The 15,283-nt window shown below is 67.5% G+C and carries 9 protein-coding genes; 4 read left to right on the forward strand and 5 right to left on the reverse strand.

Going from position 1 to position 15,283, the window contains the following annotated elements:
* Positions 1-210: 210 nt before the first annotated feature.
* Together F2P46_RS16340 and F2P46_RS16345 are read left to right on the forward strand one after the other, a co-directional pair.
* Positions 211-483: a hypothetical protein gene (locus tag F2P46_RS16340; RefSeq protein ID WP_166891625.1), complete on the forward strand. Its 273-nt coding sequence runs from the start codon at positions 211-213 to the stop codon at positions 481-483.
* Positions 480-1,382, forward strand: coding sequence for a lipase secretion chaperone (locus tag F2P46_RS16345; protein ID WP_166891627.1), 903 nt, complete (start codon positions 480-482; stop codon positions 1,380-1,382). Before F2P46_RS16340 ends, F2P46_RS16345 begins: the two co-directional genes overlap by 4 nt.
* Before the next feature lie 19 nt (positions 1,383-1,401).
* On the opposite strand, the gene F2P46_RS16350 is transcribed toward F2P46_RS16345, so the two are convergent.
* The 4 genes from F2P46_RS16350 to F2P46_RS16365 form a co-directional block, all read right to left on the reverse strand.
* Positions 1,402-2,097 carry a FecR family protein gene (locus tag F2P46_RS16350; RefSeq protein ID WP_166891629.1) on the reverse strand — a complete coding sequence of 232 codons (696 nt, stop codon included), beginning with the start codon at positions 2,095-2,097 and terminating at the stop codon, positions 1,402-1,404.
* A gap of 28 nt (positions 2,098-2,125) precedes the next feature.
* Positions 2,126-6,664, reverse strand: a complete 4,539-nt coding sequence (locus F2P46_RS16355) for a filamentous hemagglutinin N-terminal domain-containing protein (protein WP_166891632.1) — start codon at positions 6,662-6,664, stop codon at positions 2,126-2,128.
* 11 nt (positions 6,665-6,675) lie between these two features.
* On the reverse strand, positions 6,676-8,250 hold the full coding sequence (locus tag F2P46_RS16360; protein WP_166891635.1) for a ShlB/FhaC/HecB family hemolysin secretion/activation protein: 1,575 nt from the start codon (positions 8,248-8,250) through the stop codon (positions 6,676-6,678).
* A 236-nt stretch (positions 8,251-8,486) separates the two neighbouring features.
* Positions 8,487-10,754, reverse strand: a complete 2,268-nt coding sequence (locus F2P46_RS16365; protein ID WP_166891637.1) for an adenylate/guanylate cyclase domain-containing protein — start codon at positions 10,752-10,754, stop codon at positions 8,487-8,489.
* Between the two features lie 241 nt (positions 10,755-10,995).
* On the opposite strand from F2P46_RS16365, the gene F2P46_RS16370 reads away from it, so the two are divergent.
* Together F2P46_RS16370 and F2P46_RS16375 are read left to right on the forward strand one after the other, a co-directional pair.
* Positions 10,996-11,886 carry an MBL fold metallo-hydrolase gene (locus F2P46_RS16370; RefSeq protein WP_166891839.1) on the forward strand — a complete coding sequence of 297 codons (891 nt, stop codon included), beginning with the start codon at positions 10,996-10,998 and terminating at the stop codon, positions 11,884-11,886.
* Positions 11,887-11,908: 22 nt separating this feature from the next.
* The gene (locus tag F2P46_RS16375; RefSeq protein ID WP_166891639.1) at positions 11,909-14,275 is read left to right on the forward strand and encodes a GspE/PulE family protein; all 2,367 of its coding nucleotides are present in this window, start codon (positions 11,909-11,911) and stop codon (positions 14,273-14,275) included.
* Positions 14,276-14,293: 18 nt separating this feature from the next.
* On the opposite strand, the gene lepB is transcribed toward F2P46_RS16375, so the two are convergent.
* Positions 14,294-15,205, reverse strand: coding sequence for a signal peptidase I (lepB, locus tag F2P46_RS16380; protein WP_166891642.1), 912 nt, complete (start codon positions 15,203-15,205; stop codon positions 14,294-14,296).
* Between the last annotated feature and the right edge of the window lie 78 nt (positions 15,206-15,283).

Genomic DNA, 15,283 nt, shown 5'->3' on the forward strand with positions numbered 1-15,283 from the left:
AGCTGCTCTGAGGTAGAATTCATGCCGGGCAAGGTGCGTTCGTGTTGAAATTGTGTTTTATGGATAACTCACATTTTATCAATCACTTACGGCATTCTTGCCCTTTTTTATGCAAAATTCAGGCTAGGCCAGGGCAAGCGCTTTGCGCAGGTCGCCAGGCGCTACTCCAGCGCGGCCAAAGCAGCCACCCTGCCCGCGCCAGCCTGGCTGATGGCGGCGCAGATCGATAGCGCCCTGGCCCAGCAAGTGGCCGGAATGAGCGCGGGCCAGGCCATCGAACGCCCGCTGCCACAGGGCGGCTGGCAAGTGGTGCAATTGATCGCCACCAAACACCTGCCCAAGCCGGCGCTGGCCGAACTGCGGCTCGGCTTGCGCACCCAGCTCATGCAGGAACGGCTCGACCAGCGCATCGAGGCGCTCAAGACGCGCACCACGATCCGCGTCACGACCGAGCGCGTGGTGCAACAGGAACAAGCCCAATGAACATCCGGGCCGCGCTGGCCTGCACGGTGGCCGTGCTGGCCGCTGGCGCGGTGCTGTACCGTGCCCCGGCCACCGAAGCGCCGCTCACGCCCGAACAGCGCACCGGACAGGCGGTCGAGCGCAGCTTCACCGTGCTGGCCGAAACCAGCGCGGGGTTCGGCGCGATGCCGGAGCCGCCGGGTCGCGCGCCGGCGTTCCGGCTCGGTGCCGACGGCAAGCTGGCCATCGACGAACGCACCAGCGTCCTGCTCGACGTCCTGCTGGCAAGCCTGGCGCGCCATCCCGGCCGCGCCGAGATCGACAAACTTGAAAACGACCTCGCGGCGGGCCTGCCCCCCGACGCTGCGCGCGAGCTGGCGCAGCTGCTGCGCAATTACGTGGCTTACCGCGACCTGGAAACGGACCTGGGCGAGCGCCAGCGCCTTGATGCCGCCCTCACGCCCGAGCTGGCGCTGGACCAGTTGCACGCCTTGCGCGTGGCGCACTTCGGCGAGCGGCTGGCCGCGTCCATGTATGAAAAAGAAGAAAAACAGATGCGCGCCGACCTGGCCGCCACGCGTCCGGGCGCCCCCGAGTCGCCGCACAGCGTGGTGGCCGCCGATCCGGCGCAGGAGCGCCTGCGCGAGAACGTGGCGGCATTGCGCCGCGCCGGCGCTCCCGAAGCGCAGGTCGCCACCTTGCGCCAGCAGGTGCTCGGCGCGGACCGCGCGCAGCAACTGCAGGACACGGAACAGGTGCGAGCGGACTGGGAACAGCGCAGCGCCGCCTTCCTCGCGGCCATGCGGCCGGGCGCCGATGTGGACAGCCTGCTGCGCGGCCTGTATTCGGAACAGGAACTGCCGGCCGCGCGCGCCTACAACCTGGAGCGCTTGCGCGCGCAGGCTGGCGCAACGCGTTGACCCGGCGCCGTGCGCGCCGTCAGCGCACTTCGCAATCGACGCCCTGCGTGGCGCCCTTGGACGCGCTGTTGGCGCCCGGCGCCTGCGACACCGAAAACGATGGCGGCGGCGAAAACCGGATGACGGGGCTGACCGGAATCGACACCGGCGCGACCGTCAAGCTGGGCGTAAAGCCGAACTGCCCGGCCGAAAAATTGCTGCTGCCCCCCTTATTGCTCACGATGATGGCGCCGTCGAACACACTCAGATACAAGCCTGGCGGCTGGGCCGGCAGGCCGCCGGGCGTAGACCCGCTCCTGGGCGGCACGCCCGGCGCGACGTACTGGGCGATAAAGGTGGTGCCGCGAATGCCGATGGTGGCGGCCGGCGTCTTGAGCGAAAACTTTTCCTTGTTGCGCTTGCCGAGCAACCCGGTCAGCGAACGCAAGCCGCCCTGGACCAGGCTGAAGCTGGCGCTGTCGGCTTCGGGCTTGGCGCCGTCATAGGCAAACGCTTCGATCACGAAAGTGGTATCCGGGCGCAGCGTCATTTCGCTGTTGTCGATGAACCTGATCTGGGCGTAGGTGTTCTTTTGCGACATGAGCGTGTCGCCCGACTCCACTTCCGACCTGACGGCCAGCACCTTGACCGCGCCATCGGCCTTCTTGACCATCAACGGCCCGCTCAGGTTGATGACCGTGCCGGCCACTTGCCCCGCCCACGCCGCCGTCCCCATGCAGCTCAGCAGGAAACCCGCAAGCGCCTTAATTGCAATACGTCTTTTTGCGCAGTTCACTTGCATCTCCTTGAGTTGTACCCGTGGCGGCCTTGGCTACCTGTGTTTCCGAGAGCTCCTTGCCGAGCGGCGCCTGGGCCTGCGTGCTGCCCGGCAACGTGGCCTGGCTGGTCGCTGTATTGATCAGATAGACGCTGTCCTGGATCGCCTGCGTCACGGCCTCGCCCGCTGCAAGCCCGGTGGGCGGCGTCACCACCGCGCAGCCCGGCGCGGCCGGATTCGCCACGCAGGCATTGACTGGCGGCAGCACCACCGCACAACCTTGCAAGGTGGGACTACCTACGCATTGCGCCAGGGTCGGCAGCACCGCGCCGCAACCGGCGGCCGTTGGCGTAGTGACGCACTGTCCGAGCGACGGCAAGACCGCGACGCAGCCAGGCGCCGAGGGCGCGGCCACGCATTGCGGCAGCGACGGCAGCACCGCAACACAGCCGGCCAGCGTTGGCGTGGCGCTGCACTGCGACACGCTCGGCAGCACGGCCGAGCAGCCCGCCAGCGCCGGATTGGCGCTGCAGCTAGCCAGGCCCGGCAGTACTACCCCGCACCCCGGCACGGCGGGATTGGCGACGCACTGGTTCAGGGCGGGCAAGACCACGGCGCAGCCGGCAGTGCCGGGCACCGATACGCACTGCGCCAGGGTTGGCAACACCACGCTGCAACCGGCCAGGGCTGGCGCGGCCACGCATTGGTTCAGGCTGGGCAGCACCGCGATGCAACCGGACTGGAACGGTGCGGCAATGCACTGGGACAGGGTCGGCAGCACCGAAGCGCAACCGGGCAGGGTCGGTACGGCGACGCACTGGGCAAGGCTTGGCAAGACCACGGCGCAGCCGGCCTGGCTTGGTGCGGCGACGCATTGGGCCAGGGTCGGCAATACCGCATTGCAGCCGGCCTGGCTTGGTGCGGCGACGCATTGGGCAAGGGTCGGCAGCACCGCGCTGCAACCGGCGAGCGACGGGGTGCTCACGCACTGGGCAAGGCTCGGCAGCACGGCGCCGCAACCGCTGGCGGCCGGATTGGCCACGCACGCGGCCAGGGTCGGCAAGACCGCGCTGCAACCCGCGGTGGCGGGCGCGGCGATACAGGCCTGCAAGGTCGGCAACACCGCCGCGCAGCCGGCGGTGGCCGGCGCGCTCGTACATACGGCCAGGCTCGGCAACACGACGGCGCAACCGGGCGTCGCCGGGGCCGCGCCGCAAGTCGCAAGGCTCGGCAAGACCGCAGAGCAGCCCGCCGTGGCCGGCGCGGCCAGGCATTGGGCCAGGTTCGGCAGCACCGCGCCGCAACCAGCGGTCGATGGCACGGCCTCGCACTGGGCCAGGCTCGGCAATACCACGCTGCAACCGGCCGTGGCCGGTTTGCTCACGCAAGTGCTCAGGCTCGGCAGCAGGGAAGCGCAATACGAGATCGCCGGATTGCCCAGGCAGCTTTGGAACGCTTGCGCCAGGATGCCCGCGCAGGCGCTTTGCGACGGGGTGGCGATGCACGACTCGACGGTCGGTGTCGCCGGAATCGTGCCCGGACCGGTGCCCGTCACGGTGCCGCTGACGCTGGTGGCCGTGCCGCTGCCGCTCACCGTCGGCGCGCTCAGGGTGATATTGCCGGACGTGGCGCTCAGGCTGCCGTTGTTGATGATCGCCCCGCCCTGCAAGCTCATGTTGCCGGCGCCGGACGCGACGCTGCCGGTCGGCCCCACGGTCAGGGTGCCGCCGTTGCCGGCCGTAAGCGCCAGCGCGCCGCCGTTGGACGCCACGCTGCCATCGATGGTCAGCGGGCTGGCGGTGCTCAAGCTGATCGCGCCGCCATTGCTGCGCACGCCCTGCCCGCCGGCCATGACCGTCATGCCGCCCTTGTTGGCCACCGTGATCGGACTGACGTTGGCCGGGCCGGTCTGGGTCACGCTGCCCAGGCTCAGGGTGCCGGTATTGCTGATATCGATGTCGCTGGTGCCGCCATCGGTGGCGTTGTCCGCCGTCAGCGCCGAGGTTTGCGTATAGAACGGCGACGGCGTGGCGCCGGACGAACCGATCTGCCCGCGCGCGCTCAAGCCAATGGCGCTGGCGCGCGCCGGCGCCGTGCTCGTATTGGCGATGCTCGCCCCGGACAGGTACAGCGAACCGGGTGTGATGACGGCGCCGTGCAAGGTCAGGTTGCCGGCGCCGGCGATCAGCGCCAGCTTGCTGCCGGCGTTCAGGTTGCCCGACATGTCGAGCAGGCCGGTCACGTCCAGCGCGCCGGTCTGGTTGGCTTGCCCGCCAATGATGAGCTTATCGGCCGTGACCAGTTTCAGTTCGCTGTCGCTCAAGCCCAGCTGCGCAGGGCCATCGACCGCGTTCGCGCCGGCGTGGATGATGGTCGCGCCGTCATGCGGCGCCAGGGTCACGCTGCCGCCAGCGGCGCCGGTGGACGTGATCAGGCCGCCCAGGGTCATCGCGTCGGAGTTGATCGCGATATGGTCGGCGCTGAGCATGCCGTTGGCCGTGGTGATCACCGCCCCATCGGCATAGCCGTGGCGCGCCAGGGTGAGCACGCTGCCGGTCCCGGGCAGCATGATCAGCGGCGCGGTCACGCTGATGGTGCCGCCGCTACGCAAACTGAGGGCTTGCGTTTCCAGCGGGGTCGATGCGCCGCCCAGTTGCCCATTGACGCTGATGACGCCTTCATAACTGTCGCCGCCGATGATCAGCTCGCTTGAATGGATCGGGTTCAGGTCGAACGGCGACAGGCGCAGGATCGACTGCGACAGGCCGCCGTTGGCAATCTCGATCGGGCGTCCCGGCGTGAGCGGCGCGATGCTGACCACCGGCCTGGCGCTGCCCGCCGGGCCGATCATGCCGCCCGGCATGCTGACCTGGTCGGACACGATGGCGATGGCGGCGCCGCCTTGCAGCGTCGAATTGCTGTTCAGGGTGAACTGCTTGCTGGCCACAAACACCATGCTGCCGCTGCCGCTGTTGACGACGGCGCCGCCGCCCGCGCCGATATAGACCGAGTCGCCGCTCATGCTGACCGCCCCGCCGCCGGTGCTGACGGTGCTGTTGACGAACACCCCGCCGCTGCCGCTGGCATAGGCCGACGCATTCGCGTTCAGGGTCAGCGCCCCGCCCGAGGTCGATACCGGCGCGTTGATGGTGATGTGGTTGCCGGCGTCGATCGTCAGGCTGCCGGCGCTGCCGGCCGGGCGCGTAATGGCGCCGTCCACCAGCACGTCGTGCGTGGCTTGCACCTTGATGGCGGTGCCCGGCGCGGCCGAGTTGAGCATGGCCACGTCGAGCAGGGTCACGCCAGTGCCGGGCATGCCGTCGGCAAAGTCATCGACCGCGTCGAGCAACACCGTGCTGCCGTTATTGCCGATCGTGACATCGTAGGGATCGAGCAGCCAGCCGCGCGCCTCCACCCGCACGCCATGGACATCGAGCTGGCGGCCCGAGGTTTCCACCTGCCCGCCGCGCGCCGTGATGCGGCCGTTGGCGCGCGTGGCGCCATCGGACCACAGCACCACCGTGCCGCCGTCGGCGTCGATGGCCGCGTTTTTGCCCATCACGGTCTGGCGCGCGTTGCGCACCAGCGCATTTTTGCCCTGCCAGCCGCCGCCCAGCAGCACGCTGCCGCCGGCCGCGTCGATGCGGGCGTCGCCCGTCATGCCGACCCGCTCGCCCTGCACGCTGAGCGAGCCGCCCCGGGCGCTGGTGACGCTGCCCGCCTCCAGCAAGGCGTCGGCGCTGGCCTTGAACACGATCTGGCCATGCTCGCCCACGCGCGCGCTGTCGGCGCTGAGCGCGCCGCGCTGGCGCACCAGGGCGCCATAGATACCAACCTTGCCGCCCTCGGCCACGATGCGCCCCAGGTTGAGCGCTTCGCTGGCCGGGGCCGACACCACCACATGCAAGTCGGGATTGCGCGAATCGACCAGTTGCACGCTGTGGCCAGCCGCCAGCACCACCTCGCCCTGGGGCGAATGAATGACGCCGCTGTTCTCCACGTTGGGCGCGATCAGGAACACATGGCCGCCGGACGGCGTGCTGATGCTGCCCTCGTTGCGCACCGCCGCGGCGCCCGGCGCCGCGCTGAAGTTGCGCTTGCCGGCCAAGAAGTCGGCGTTCGACAGGTTCAGGCTCGACGCCGTCAAGCCATTGACATCGATGCGCGCATCGCGCCCGAACAGCACCCCGTTCGGGTTAATCAGGAACACCTGCCCGTTCGATTGCAGCGCCCCCAGGATGCGGCTCGGGTCTTGCCCGACGATGCGGTTGAGCACCGCGCTGTTGCTGTCCTGCTGGATGAAGCGCGTGATGTCGCCGGCATTGACCGAAAAGCTTTGCCATTGAATGATGGTGTTGGGCGTATTCGTGATCGAAAATACATTGCCCTGCTGGCCGAAGCTGGCCTGCCCGGCCAGCACTTGCGGCGACTGCGGCGCCCCGCGCGCCAGGCCCGTGGCCAGCAGCAGGCAGGCGCACAGCAGGCGCAGGGCTGGGCCGGTGGGGGTGTTTGTCGTGGTCTTCATGGTGTTTACCTCTAGTAGGCCAGGCCCACACGGACGTGCAGTTTATTGTTGCGGGTGGCGCCAGCGTCGCTGCGCAGCACATGGCCGTAGTCGAGCTGCATGGTCATCGAACTGCCCATGGCCACGCGCCAGCCGAGGCCGGCGCCAGAGACCGTGGCGCGCGCATATTCGCCGGCCAGCGCCTCGTTGCGGCGGCCGTGGGCGGCATCGTAAAACGCCAGCATGCGGCATTGCCAGCGCGCGCCGCACCAGTTGGGCGTGTACAGCTCCAGGTTGGCCAGCACCCCGGAATCGGTCGACAGCGCGCGCTCTTCCAGGCCCCGCACCGAACTGGCGCCACCGGCGCCGAACTGCTCGCCCGGCACCAGCGCGTCGCCGCTCCACTGGCCGTTGAGCAGCACGCGCGCCTGCCAGTCCTTGGCCAGCGCGCGGCTGAAAGCGCCGGCGAAGCGCAGCATGCCGTAGCCGGCTTTGGCGCCGGCGCGCGCGCGTTCGAGGTCGGCCTGGCCGCCACGGCTGCCGCCGGGAAGGTTGCGCGCCACGCCGAGCGACACATTCGCTTCGCCGCCGGCCCACGGCAGGCTGGCCACCCAGGTCACGCTGAGCGGATGGACGGTGACGTCGTTGCCGACGTTCTGGCCGAAGAACAGCACGCTGTTCTTGTAAGCCTTGTAGTCGATCCCGTACACCAGGCGCGCATCGAGCTTGCCGCGCCGCGCCAGGCCCTGGTTGTAGCGCATCCCGGCCATGCTGCCCTTGCCGCTCACCGCCAGGTTGACGATGCCGGCCGTGATGGTGCCGGAATCGACATCCGAGTAGCTGGCGTACAGGTCGACCGAGTCGCCCAGTTCATACAGCGGAATATGGTAGCCGGCCCCGTACACGCTGACCTTGCTCGGTTCTTCGGCGCTGGTGGTGTACTGCAGGCTGCCGACATGGTCGCGCCCCCACAGGTTGGCGTGTTGCACGATGGCGCTGACGTGGGTCTTGCCGGTCTGTGCGTTGCCGCTGTTGTCGACATTGAGCATCGCGGTCCACGGCTTGCCATCGCTGACGTCGAGCACGGCGTCGACCGTGTCGTCGGAGCTGCCACTTTGCAAGGTCATCCGGATCTTGCGCGCCGGGTTCTCGTTGGCCATGCGCAGGTTCGACGAGACCCGGTCCAGGTCGGGCGTGCGCCCGGCTTGCAGGGTGGGCAGGCTGCGCCGCACATTGGCTTCGTCAAACACGCGGTTGCCGCGCACCTCGATCCGTCCGATGGTGGGCTGGGTCACGGTCAGGCGCACCGCGCCGCCCTTGAGCTCCTGTTCCGGCAACTGGACCGTAACCACCTGGTAGCCGCGCGCGTGGTACAGCGCTTCGAGCGCTTCGAGCGCGCGCTGGACGTCGCCGAAGTCGCGCCCGGCGCCGGTGTAAGGAGCGAGCGCGGCGTCGATCTCGGCCTGGCCGAGCAAGGTATTGCCGGCCACCTCGTAGCGGCTGATGTCGAAACGGATCGGCTCGGACACCGGATCGGCGGCCCAGGCGGCGCCGACCGCCGCGGCGAGCGCGGCGCCGGCGATGAGGCGCGCAAAAGGAACATTCATGGCGTTGCCCTGACGGCGACGGGGGAAAGTGGCATGGTCTTATCCCAATGATGAGAATGATAAAAGTGGCAACTTTGTTACGCGTATTCAATAAGTGTAATGCCGGCCCCGGCCGATACGGCTCAAATGTTGAACGGAACCGGCGCTTTTTTTAAAAGCGTTGCAGGCAGGCGTCAGAGGAATATGAGAATGACAAATGCGCGGCCCGCGGCGCGCCGGGCGTGGCACGGCAGCGCTCACTTGGTGTCGAACACGGTCACGCCATCCCAGCCGGCGCCAGGCGGATCGGCGCGGTACAGCGCGACGCGCTCCAGGTACAGGCGATACAGCCGGCAGAGCGGCTCCTCGTCCGCGAGCACCGCCAGCATGGCGCCGGCCGCCTCCCAGTCGCGCGCGCGCAGCAGCGCCAGCGCCGTGTGCCAGCGCGCCAGCCGCGCCGCCGCCGCCGGCTCGAGCGCGGCTGCCATGCCGAGCGGCTCGAAGATGGCAACCGGCGCATGCTTGCCCTTGACCCGCACCAGGTCCAGTTCGCGCCAGGCGAAGCCGGGAGCGGCGGCGCGCGTAGCCTCCCCCACCACGATGCCGGCCCCGTACACCTTGGTGACGCCTTCCAGGCGCGCGGCCAGGTTGACCGCGTCGCCCATGACGGTGTAGGCGCGGCGGATGCGCGAGCCCATGTCGCCGACGTGCATCATGCCGCTGTTGATGCCGATCCCGATCTGCAAGGGCGGCCAGCCGCGCACCTGGAACTGCGCGTCCAGGCGCGCCGCGCTGGCCTGCATCAGCAAGGCGGTGGCCACGGCGCGCCGGGCATGGTCGGCAAAGGACACCGGCGCACCCCAGAAGGCCATGACGGCGTCGCCGATGTATTTGTCGAGCGTGCCGCAATGGCTGTCGCGGATGTCTTCCGACATGGCCGTCAGGTACAGATTGATGTATTCGCGCAGGGTTTTCGGGTCGAGTCCTTCCGAAATGGTGGTGAAACCGCGCACGTCGACGAACAGCACGCTCAGTTCGCGGCTTTCGCCCTCCATGGTGTACTGCTCGGGATTGTCAGCCATTTCGGCCACCAGCTCGGGCGCGACGTACTCGCGAAAGCGCGACACCAGGGCGTGGCTTTTGCGCACCTCGACAAAGTAGCCGAAGCCCAGGTTGAGCACGAACAGGGCCAGGATCAGCAGCACCAGCACGGCGGCGCCGAGCACCATGCCGGCTTCGTAGTAGAGGTAGAAATTGAGGCCGATGGCCGCCGCCAGCGCCGTCGCCGTCAGCAGCACCGCGCGCAGCGGCGCCAGCAGGGCCGGCGCCAGCGACAGCACCAGGCCGAAGGCCAGCACCAGAGCGCACTCGAACAGATAGGCGGCGGCGGGACGCGACTTGAAGTCGTTGTCGAGGATCGACTTGAGCAGGTTGGCGTGCACTTCCACCCCGGGGAACTCGGGATTGACGGGCGTGGCGCGCAGGTCGTTGATGCCGGGCGCGGTCGAGCCGACCAGCACCAGCGCGCCCTTGAGCTGCGCCGGCGGCACCGCGCCGGTGAGCACGTCGAGCGCCGAGACGTAGCGAAACGCGCCGCCGGCCGGGCCGCCGCGGCCACGGAACTGCACATAGGTAGTGAGCCCTTCGCCCACCGGAATGCGCATCTGCCCGCGCGGCAAAAAGAGCGAGATCGACGGCACCGCGCCGCTGTCTTTTTCGGCCTGCGACAACTGCTCGACGGTGGTGTCGAAATACGGCGCGATGGCGCGCGCCTTCAGGTACACGGCGGCGGTGGCCAGCGACAGCGAGGGATAATACGCCTCGCCGATGCGCTGCAACAGGATCGACGAGCGGATCACGCCATCGGCGTCGGTGGAGGCGGTAAAGATGCCGGCGCCGGCGGCGGCCTGCTGCAGGCGGGCGATATTGGCTTCGTAGCCGTGGGCCGTGTAGGCCAGCAGTTCGCGCCCGTTCAGGCTCTCGACGGTAAATGCCGGCGCCGGCAGCACGCCCTTGCGCAGCTTGTCCGAGACGTTGTAGCCGAGCACCACGTTCTGCCCGCGCAGCGCGTCGACCAGCAAGCCGTCGTAATCCATGCCCGCTTTCAGGCGCGCCAGTTGCGCCTTCAGGCCGTCCACCCCGGCCAGTTCGGCGCCGGCCAGGCGTTCGAGCACGGCGTAGCCGGACGAGGTATCGGGTTCCGGAAAGGAGATGTCGAAACCGACCGCGCCGGCGCCGTAATGGCGCGTCAGTTGGGTCACCAGCTTGGCCTGGATATCGCGGCTCCACGGAAAGCGCCCGAGCGCGGCCAGGCTCTTTTCATCGATATCGACAATGACGATGCGCGCGTCGAGCACGGGCGCCTCGATGCGCATGCGCAGGCCGGCCACGAAGCCGTCCATGCGCTCGACCGAATCGCTGTGAAAAAAGCCCAGCGTGGACAGCGCCGCCAACGCGGTGAGCGCGAGCCCGAGCAGCCAGCGCGGGGCGTATTTACGCAGCCGGCGTGCGCGCTTGCTCATCATTTTGCAGCTTGCATGAAGATTCACCCGTCCGTCGGAAGGTCGCGCCAGGGCGCATGGCTATCTGGATGAGTGTAGCGCCGCTCGCCGGCCCTGTACACCGGTGCGCAAAAAAGCGTGGGCAAAACGGCACGAAAGCGGGGACGCTCGATTGCGAGGGCAAAATGTGCAGCCACGCGCAGGCAAAACCGCTATGATCGACCGTAATTGCAACATCGACGGTTCCGGCCATGAGAGTGACGACATGAAATTGCGCTTCTGGGGCGTGCGCGGCTCGATTCCTTCGCCGGGGCCGCGCACCGCGCGCTACGGCGGCAACACCACCTGCATCGAAGTGGGCACCGACGACGGCACCCTGATCATCCTCGACGGCGGCACCGGCATTTTTGCGCTGGCCCAGGACCTGCTCACGCGCTTGCCGGTGACGGCGAATATTTTCATCACCCACAGCCACTGGGACCATATCCACGGCCTGCCATTTTTCACGCCGCTGTTCCTCCCCAGCAGCCGGATACGCCTGCACGGCGCGCGCGACGAGGCGTCCGGCCAGGGCATCGAACACATCATGGGCGTGCAGCTGCAAAACAGCTATTTTCCGGTCGGCGAAGCGCAGATGGCGGCCACCATCGACTACCATACGCTCGAGGTCGGGGTGGCCGTCTCGGTGGGCGACGCGGTCGTCGAGAACGTGGTCATGAACCACCCTGTGAGCAACCTGGGCTACCGCATCAGCTGCAACGGCAAGTCGCTGTTTTTCACGGGCGACCACGAGCCTTTCTTCAACCCGTATCCGGAACCCGACCCGCGCCACGCGAGCTGCCAGCGCGAGATCGAACAGCGCCAGCTGGCCATCGACCGCGCCATGCACGGCGTCGACGCGCTGGTCCATGACTGCTCGTACACGCGCGACGAATACCCGTCCAAGCGCGGCTGGGGGCACGGCACCTTCGACGCGGCCATCGCCAGCGCGGTGCGGGTCGGCGCGCGCACCCTGTACTGCACCCACCACGAACCGACCCGCAGCGACGACGAACTCGAAGCGGTCTTCGCCGACGCCCTCCTGCGCCACGGGCCGCTGCCGGACGGCCTGTCGGTGGTGCTGGCCTACGAAGGCCTGGAAGTGACATTGAACTGAACCAGCCGAAAGCGACGACACCATGAACGATGCGGCAAGCGGCAAGCAAGGAGGCGACGACGACACCGGCGCGCGCCTGGATTTTTCCAAAAGGCTGCAGGCGGTCACCAACAAGATTCACGCGACCGCCAATCTCGATGAAATCATGCTCGACCTGGGCATGGATTTTTGCGACCTGTTCGACTGCGACCGCTTCACCCTGTACGCGGTCACGCCCGAAAAAGACCATATCGTTTCCAAGGTCAAGACCGGACTGACGACGTTTCGCGAACTGCGTCTGTCGATTTCGCCCAGTTCGATCGCCGGTTTCGTGGCCCTGAGCCGCAAGGCCCTGAACATTCGCGACGCCTACGACGAGCAAGAGCTGCAGCGCCTCGCGCCGGGCCTGCACTTCCAGAGCGGGGTGGACCAGCGCACCGGCTACCGCACGCGCGAAATGCTGGTCGCGCCGCTGCTGACGGTGCAGTCGAACGAGCTGCTCGGCGTGATCCAGTTCATCAACAACCGCAAGGGCGGACCGTTCTCGCCGGTGTGCGTGGAAGGCGCGCAAGACCTGTGCGAGACCTTGTCGGTGGCCTTCAGCCAGCGCCTCAAGCCGCCGCAGACGATGCGCACCAAGTACGTCGGGCTGGTGCACGAGGCGGTGCTGTCGGCGCCCGAACTGGAACTGGCCACGCGTTCGGCGCGCAAGAAGAACCTCGATATCGAGGAGGTGCTGTCCAAGGAGTTCCAGGTGCGCGCGGCGGCCATCGGCGACTCCCTGTCGAAGTTCTTCGTCACCCCGTACGAGCCGTACAAGCCGGACCGGATCAAGCCGACCGAACTGCTGCGCAACCTCAAGGCGCAATATGTCGAGGAAAACCAGTGGCTGCCGCTCGAAGAAAGCGCCGAGGGCCTGCTGGTGATGGCGCTCGACCCGGAGCGCATCCATGCCAGCAAGATCGTCAACCAGATCTTCCCCAAGGCCAAAGTGCTGTACCGCGTCACCACGCGCGAGGACTTCCGGCGCACCGCCGAACAATTCTTCGGCGCCGCCGTCGACGCCGTGGGCGGCTCGGTGGGCGAACTGCTCTCCGGGATGGACCAGGACGAGGTCGACGGAGACGGTACACTGGAGGTCTCGGCCGCCGTCGAAAACGAACTGGTCAAGCTGCTCAACAAGGTCATCATGGATGCCCACCGCCAGGGCGTCTCGGACATCCACATCGAGCCCTTGCCGGGCAAAGGCAAGACCGGGATCCGCTTTCGCAAGGATGGCTCGCTGGTGCCGTACATCGAAATCCCGGCCAGCTACCGCAATGCGCTGGTCGCGCGCGTGAAGATCATGTGCGACCTCGATATTTCGGAGCGGCGCAAACCGCAGGACGGCAAGATCAAGTTCAAGAAATACGGCCCGCTCGACATCGAGCTGCGCGTGGCGACCATTCCATCCTCGGGCGGGGTGGAGGACATCGTCATGCGCATCCTGGCGGCGGGCGAGCCGATCCCGCTCGACAAGCTGGGCGTGTTGCCATTTAACCTGGAGCGCCTGCGCGCGGCCATCGAAAAACCGTACGGCCTGTTTTTCGTGTGCGGGCCGACCGGGTCGGGCAAGACCACCACCTTGCACTCGGTGCTCAGCCACCTGAACACCCCGGACACCAAGATCTGGACCGCCGAAGACCCGGTCGAGATCACGCAAAAGGGCTTGCGCCAGGTGCAGGTCAACCGCAAGGCGGGGCTCGATTTTGCGACCGTGATGCGGGCCTTTTTGCGGGCCGACCCGGACGTGATCATGGTCGGCGAAATGCGCGACAAGGAAACCGTCAGCATGGGCATCGAAGCGTCGCTCACCGGCCACCTGGTGCTGGCGACGTTGCACACCAACAGCGCGCCGGAATCGATCGTGCGCCTGCTCGACATGGGCATGGACCCGTTCAATTTCGCCGATGCGCTGCTCGGCATCCTGGCGCAGCGCCTGGCCAAGCGCCTGTGCGCCTCGTGCAAAGAGGCCTACCATCCGGATGCGGCCGAGGTGGACTTGCTGCTCACCGAATTTTGCAGCGAACTGCTGGCGACCGACGCCTTCGTCAGCGACCCCGAGGCCGGGCGCGCGCAGGTGCTGGCCGGCTGGCGCAGCCGCTATGCCAATGCCGACGGCCAGTTCACCCTGTACCGGGCCGTCGGCTGCGCCGAGTGCAACAAGGGCTATCGCGGGAGGGTCGGCCTGCACGAACTGATGATCGGCACCGACAAGGTCAAGAAACTCTTGCAGGAACACAGCCGCGTGACCGCCCTGCTGGCGGCGGCGCTGGAAGACGGCATGCTGACCCTGAAGATGGATGGCATCGAAAAGGTCCTCTCGGGCATCACCGACATCAAGATGGTGCGCCAGGTGTGCATCAAGTAGGCCGGCCGCGCGCCGTCCTTACTGCATGATGCGCACCACCTTGCCCAGCACCTGGTCGGAGCGCACAAAGCCCCAGAACCGGCTGTCGTAGCTGTTGTCGCGATTGTCGCCCATGACAAAATAGTGGCCGGGCGGGACTTCGCATGCCTGCACCAGGTGTTCGTAGACGCAGCCGTGGTCGCGCACCAGGCGCTCCCCGGCGCCCGGATCGGTCTCGTTGAGCAAGGTGTCGAAGCGCACGCCGTCGAGGCTGTTTTCAAAACGCGGCATCGCTTCGAGGCGGTCGGGCTCGAAATAGGCATCGAGCGCGCGCACGCGCGTGGCGCCGCCGTTGACGAATACCTGACGCTCGCGGTATTGCACCTTGTCGCCCGGCAGGCCCACCACGCGCTTGACGTATTGCTGGGTCGGGTCGAGCGGAAAATCGAAGGCGATGATGTCGCCACGCTTCAGAGGCGCCGAGATCGGACGCGACGCCAGGGTCATGCCATAGGCGCTCACATGGCCGTAGCCCCATTTCTGCACCAGCAGGTTGGCGCCCGCCCGGATGGTCGGCGCCATGGACGTCGAGGGTGCGCGAAAGGTTTCATAAAAGCAGGCGCGCAGGCCGACCACGACCATCAGGTACAGCAGCGCGATGGCCAGCAATCCATACCAGCGCGTGTAGCCCGGTCTGACAGCGCGCGGCGGGGCGCGGCTGGCCACGCGGTAGCCCAAGGTCAGGCCGAGCACCACCAGGGTCAACTGGAGCACCACCATGGCGCCGTTGGCCAGCGGCCCCGGAAGCAGGAAGAAGATGGCGCACGCCAGCAGCAAGGCGCCACCGAACAACAAGGCGCCCAGGCGCGGCGCGCCGGCGTACACCAGGCCCAGTGGCATGGTCGCCAGGTTCAGGCCGGTGGCGATCCACTTGTTCGGTTTCCAGTTCATGCGCACTCCATCCATTCAGAAAGCGGCATTCTCTCACGCAACTATGATTGTCCAACAAGTAAATTGCTGGCATGGCAC

Source organism: Massilia sp. CCM 8734 (assembly GCF_011682155.1).
GTDB lineage: Bacteria > Pseudomonadota > Gammaproteobacteria > Burkholderiales > Burkholderiaceae_D > Telluria_A > Telluria_A rubra.

Bases quoted from the DNA above. Each gene is read 5' to 3' on its own strand.
- F2P46_RS16340 (WP_166891625.1), top strand. From the start codon at position 211: ATGGCGGCGCAGATCGATAGCGCCCTGGCCCAGCAAGTGGCCGGAATG.
- F2P46_RS16345 (WP_166891627.1), top strand. From the start codon at position 480: ATGAACATCCGGGCCGCGCTGGCCTGCACGGTGGCCGTGCTGGCCGCT.
- F2P46_RS16350 (WP_166891629.1), bottom strand. From the start codon at position 2,097: ATGGGGACGGCGGCGTGGGCGGGGCAAGTGGCCGGCACGGTCATCAAC.
- F2P46_RS16355 (WP_166891632.1), bottom strand. From the start codon at position 6,664: ATGAAGACCACGACAAACACCCCCACCGGCCCAGCCCTGCGCCTGCTG.
- F2P46_RS16360 (WP_166891635.1), bottom strand. From the start codon at position 8,250: ATGAATGTTCCTTTTGCGCGCCTCATCGCCGGCGCCGCGCTCGCCGCG.
- F2P46_RS16365 (WP_166891637.1), bottom strand. From the start codon at position 10,754: ATGATGAGCAAGCGCGCACGCCGGCTGCGTAAATACGCCCCGCGCTGG.
- F2P46_RS16370 (WP_166891839.1), top strand. From the start codon at position 10,996: ATGAAATTGCGCTTCTGGGGCGTGCGCGGCTCGATTCCTTCGCCGGGG.
- F2P46_RS16375 (WP_166891639.1), top strand. From the start codon at position 11,909: ATGAACGATGCGGCAAGCGGCAAGCAAGGAGGCGACGACGACACCGGC.
- lepB (WP_166891642.1), bottom strand. From the start codon at position 15,205: ATGAACTGGAAACCGAACAAGTGGATCGCCACCGGCCTGAACCTGGCG.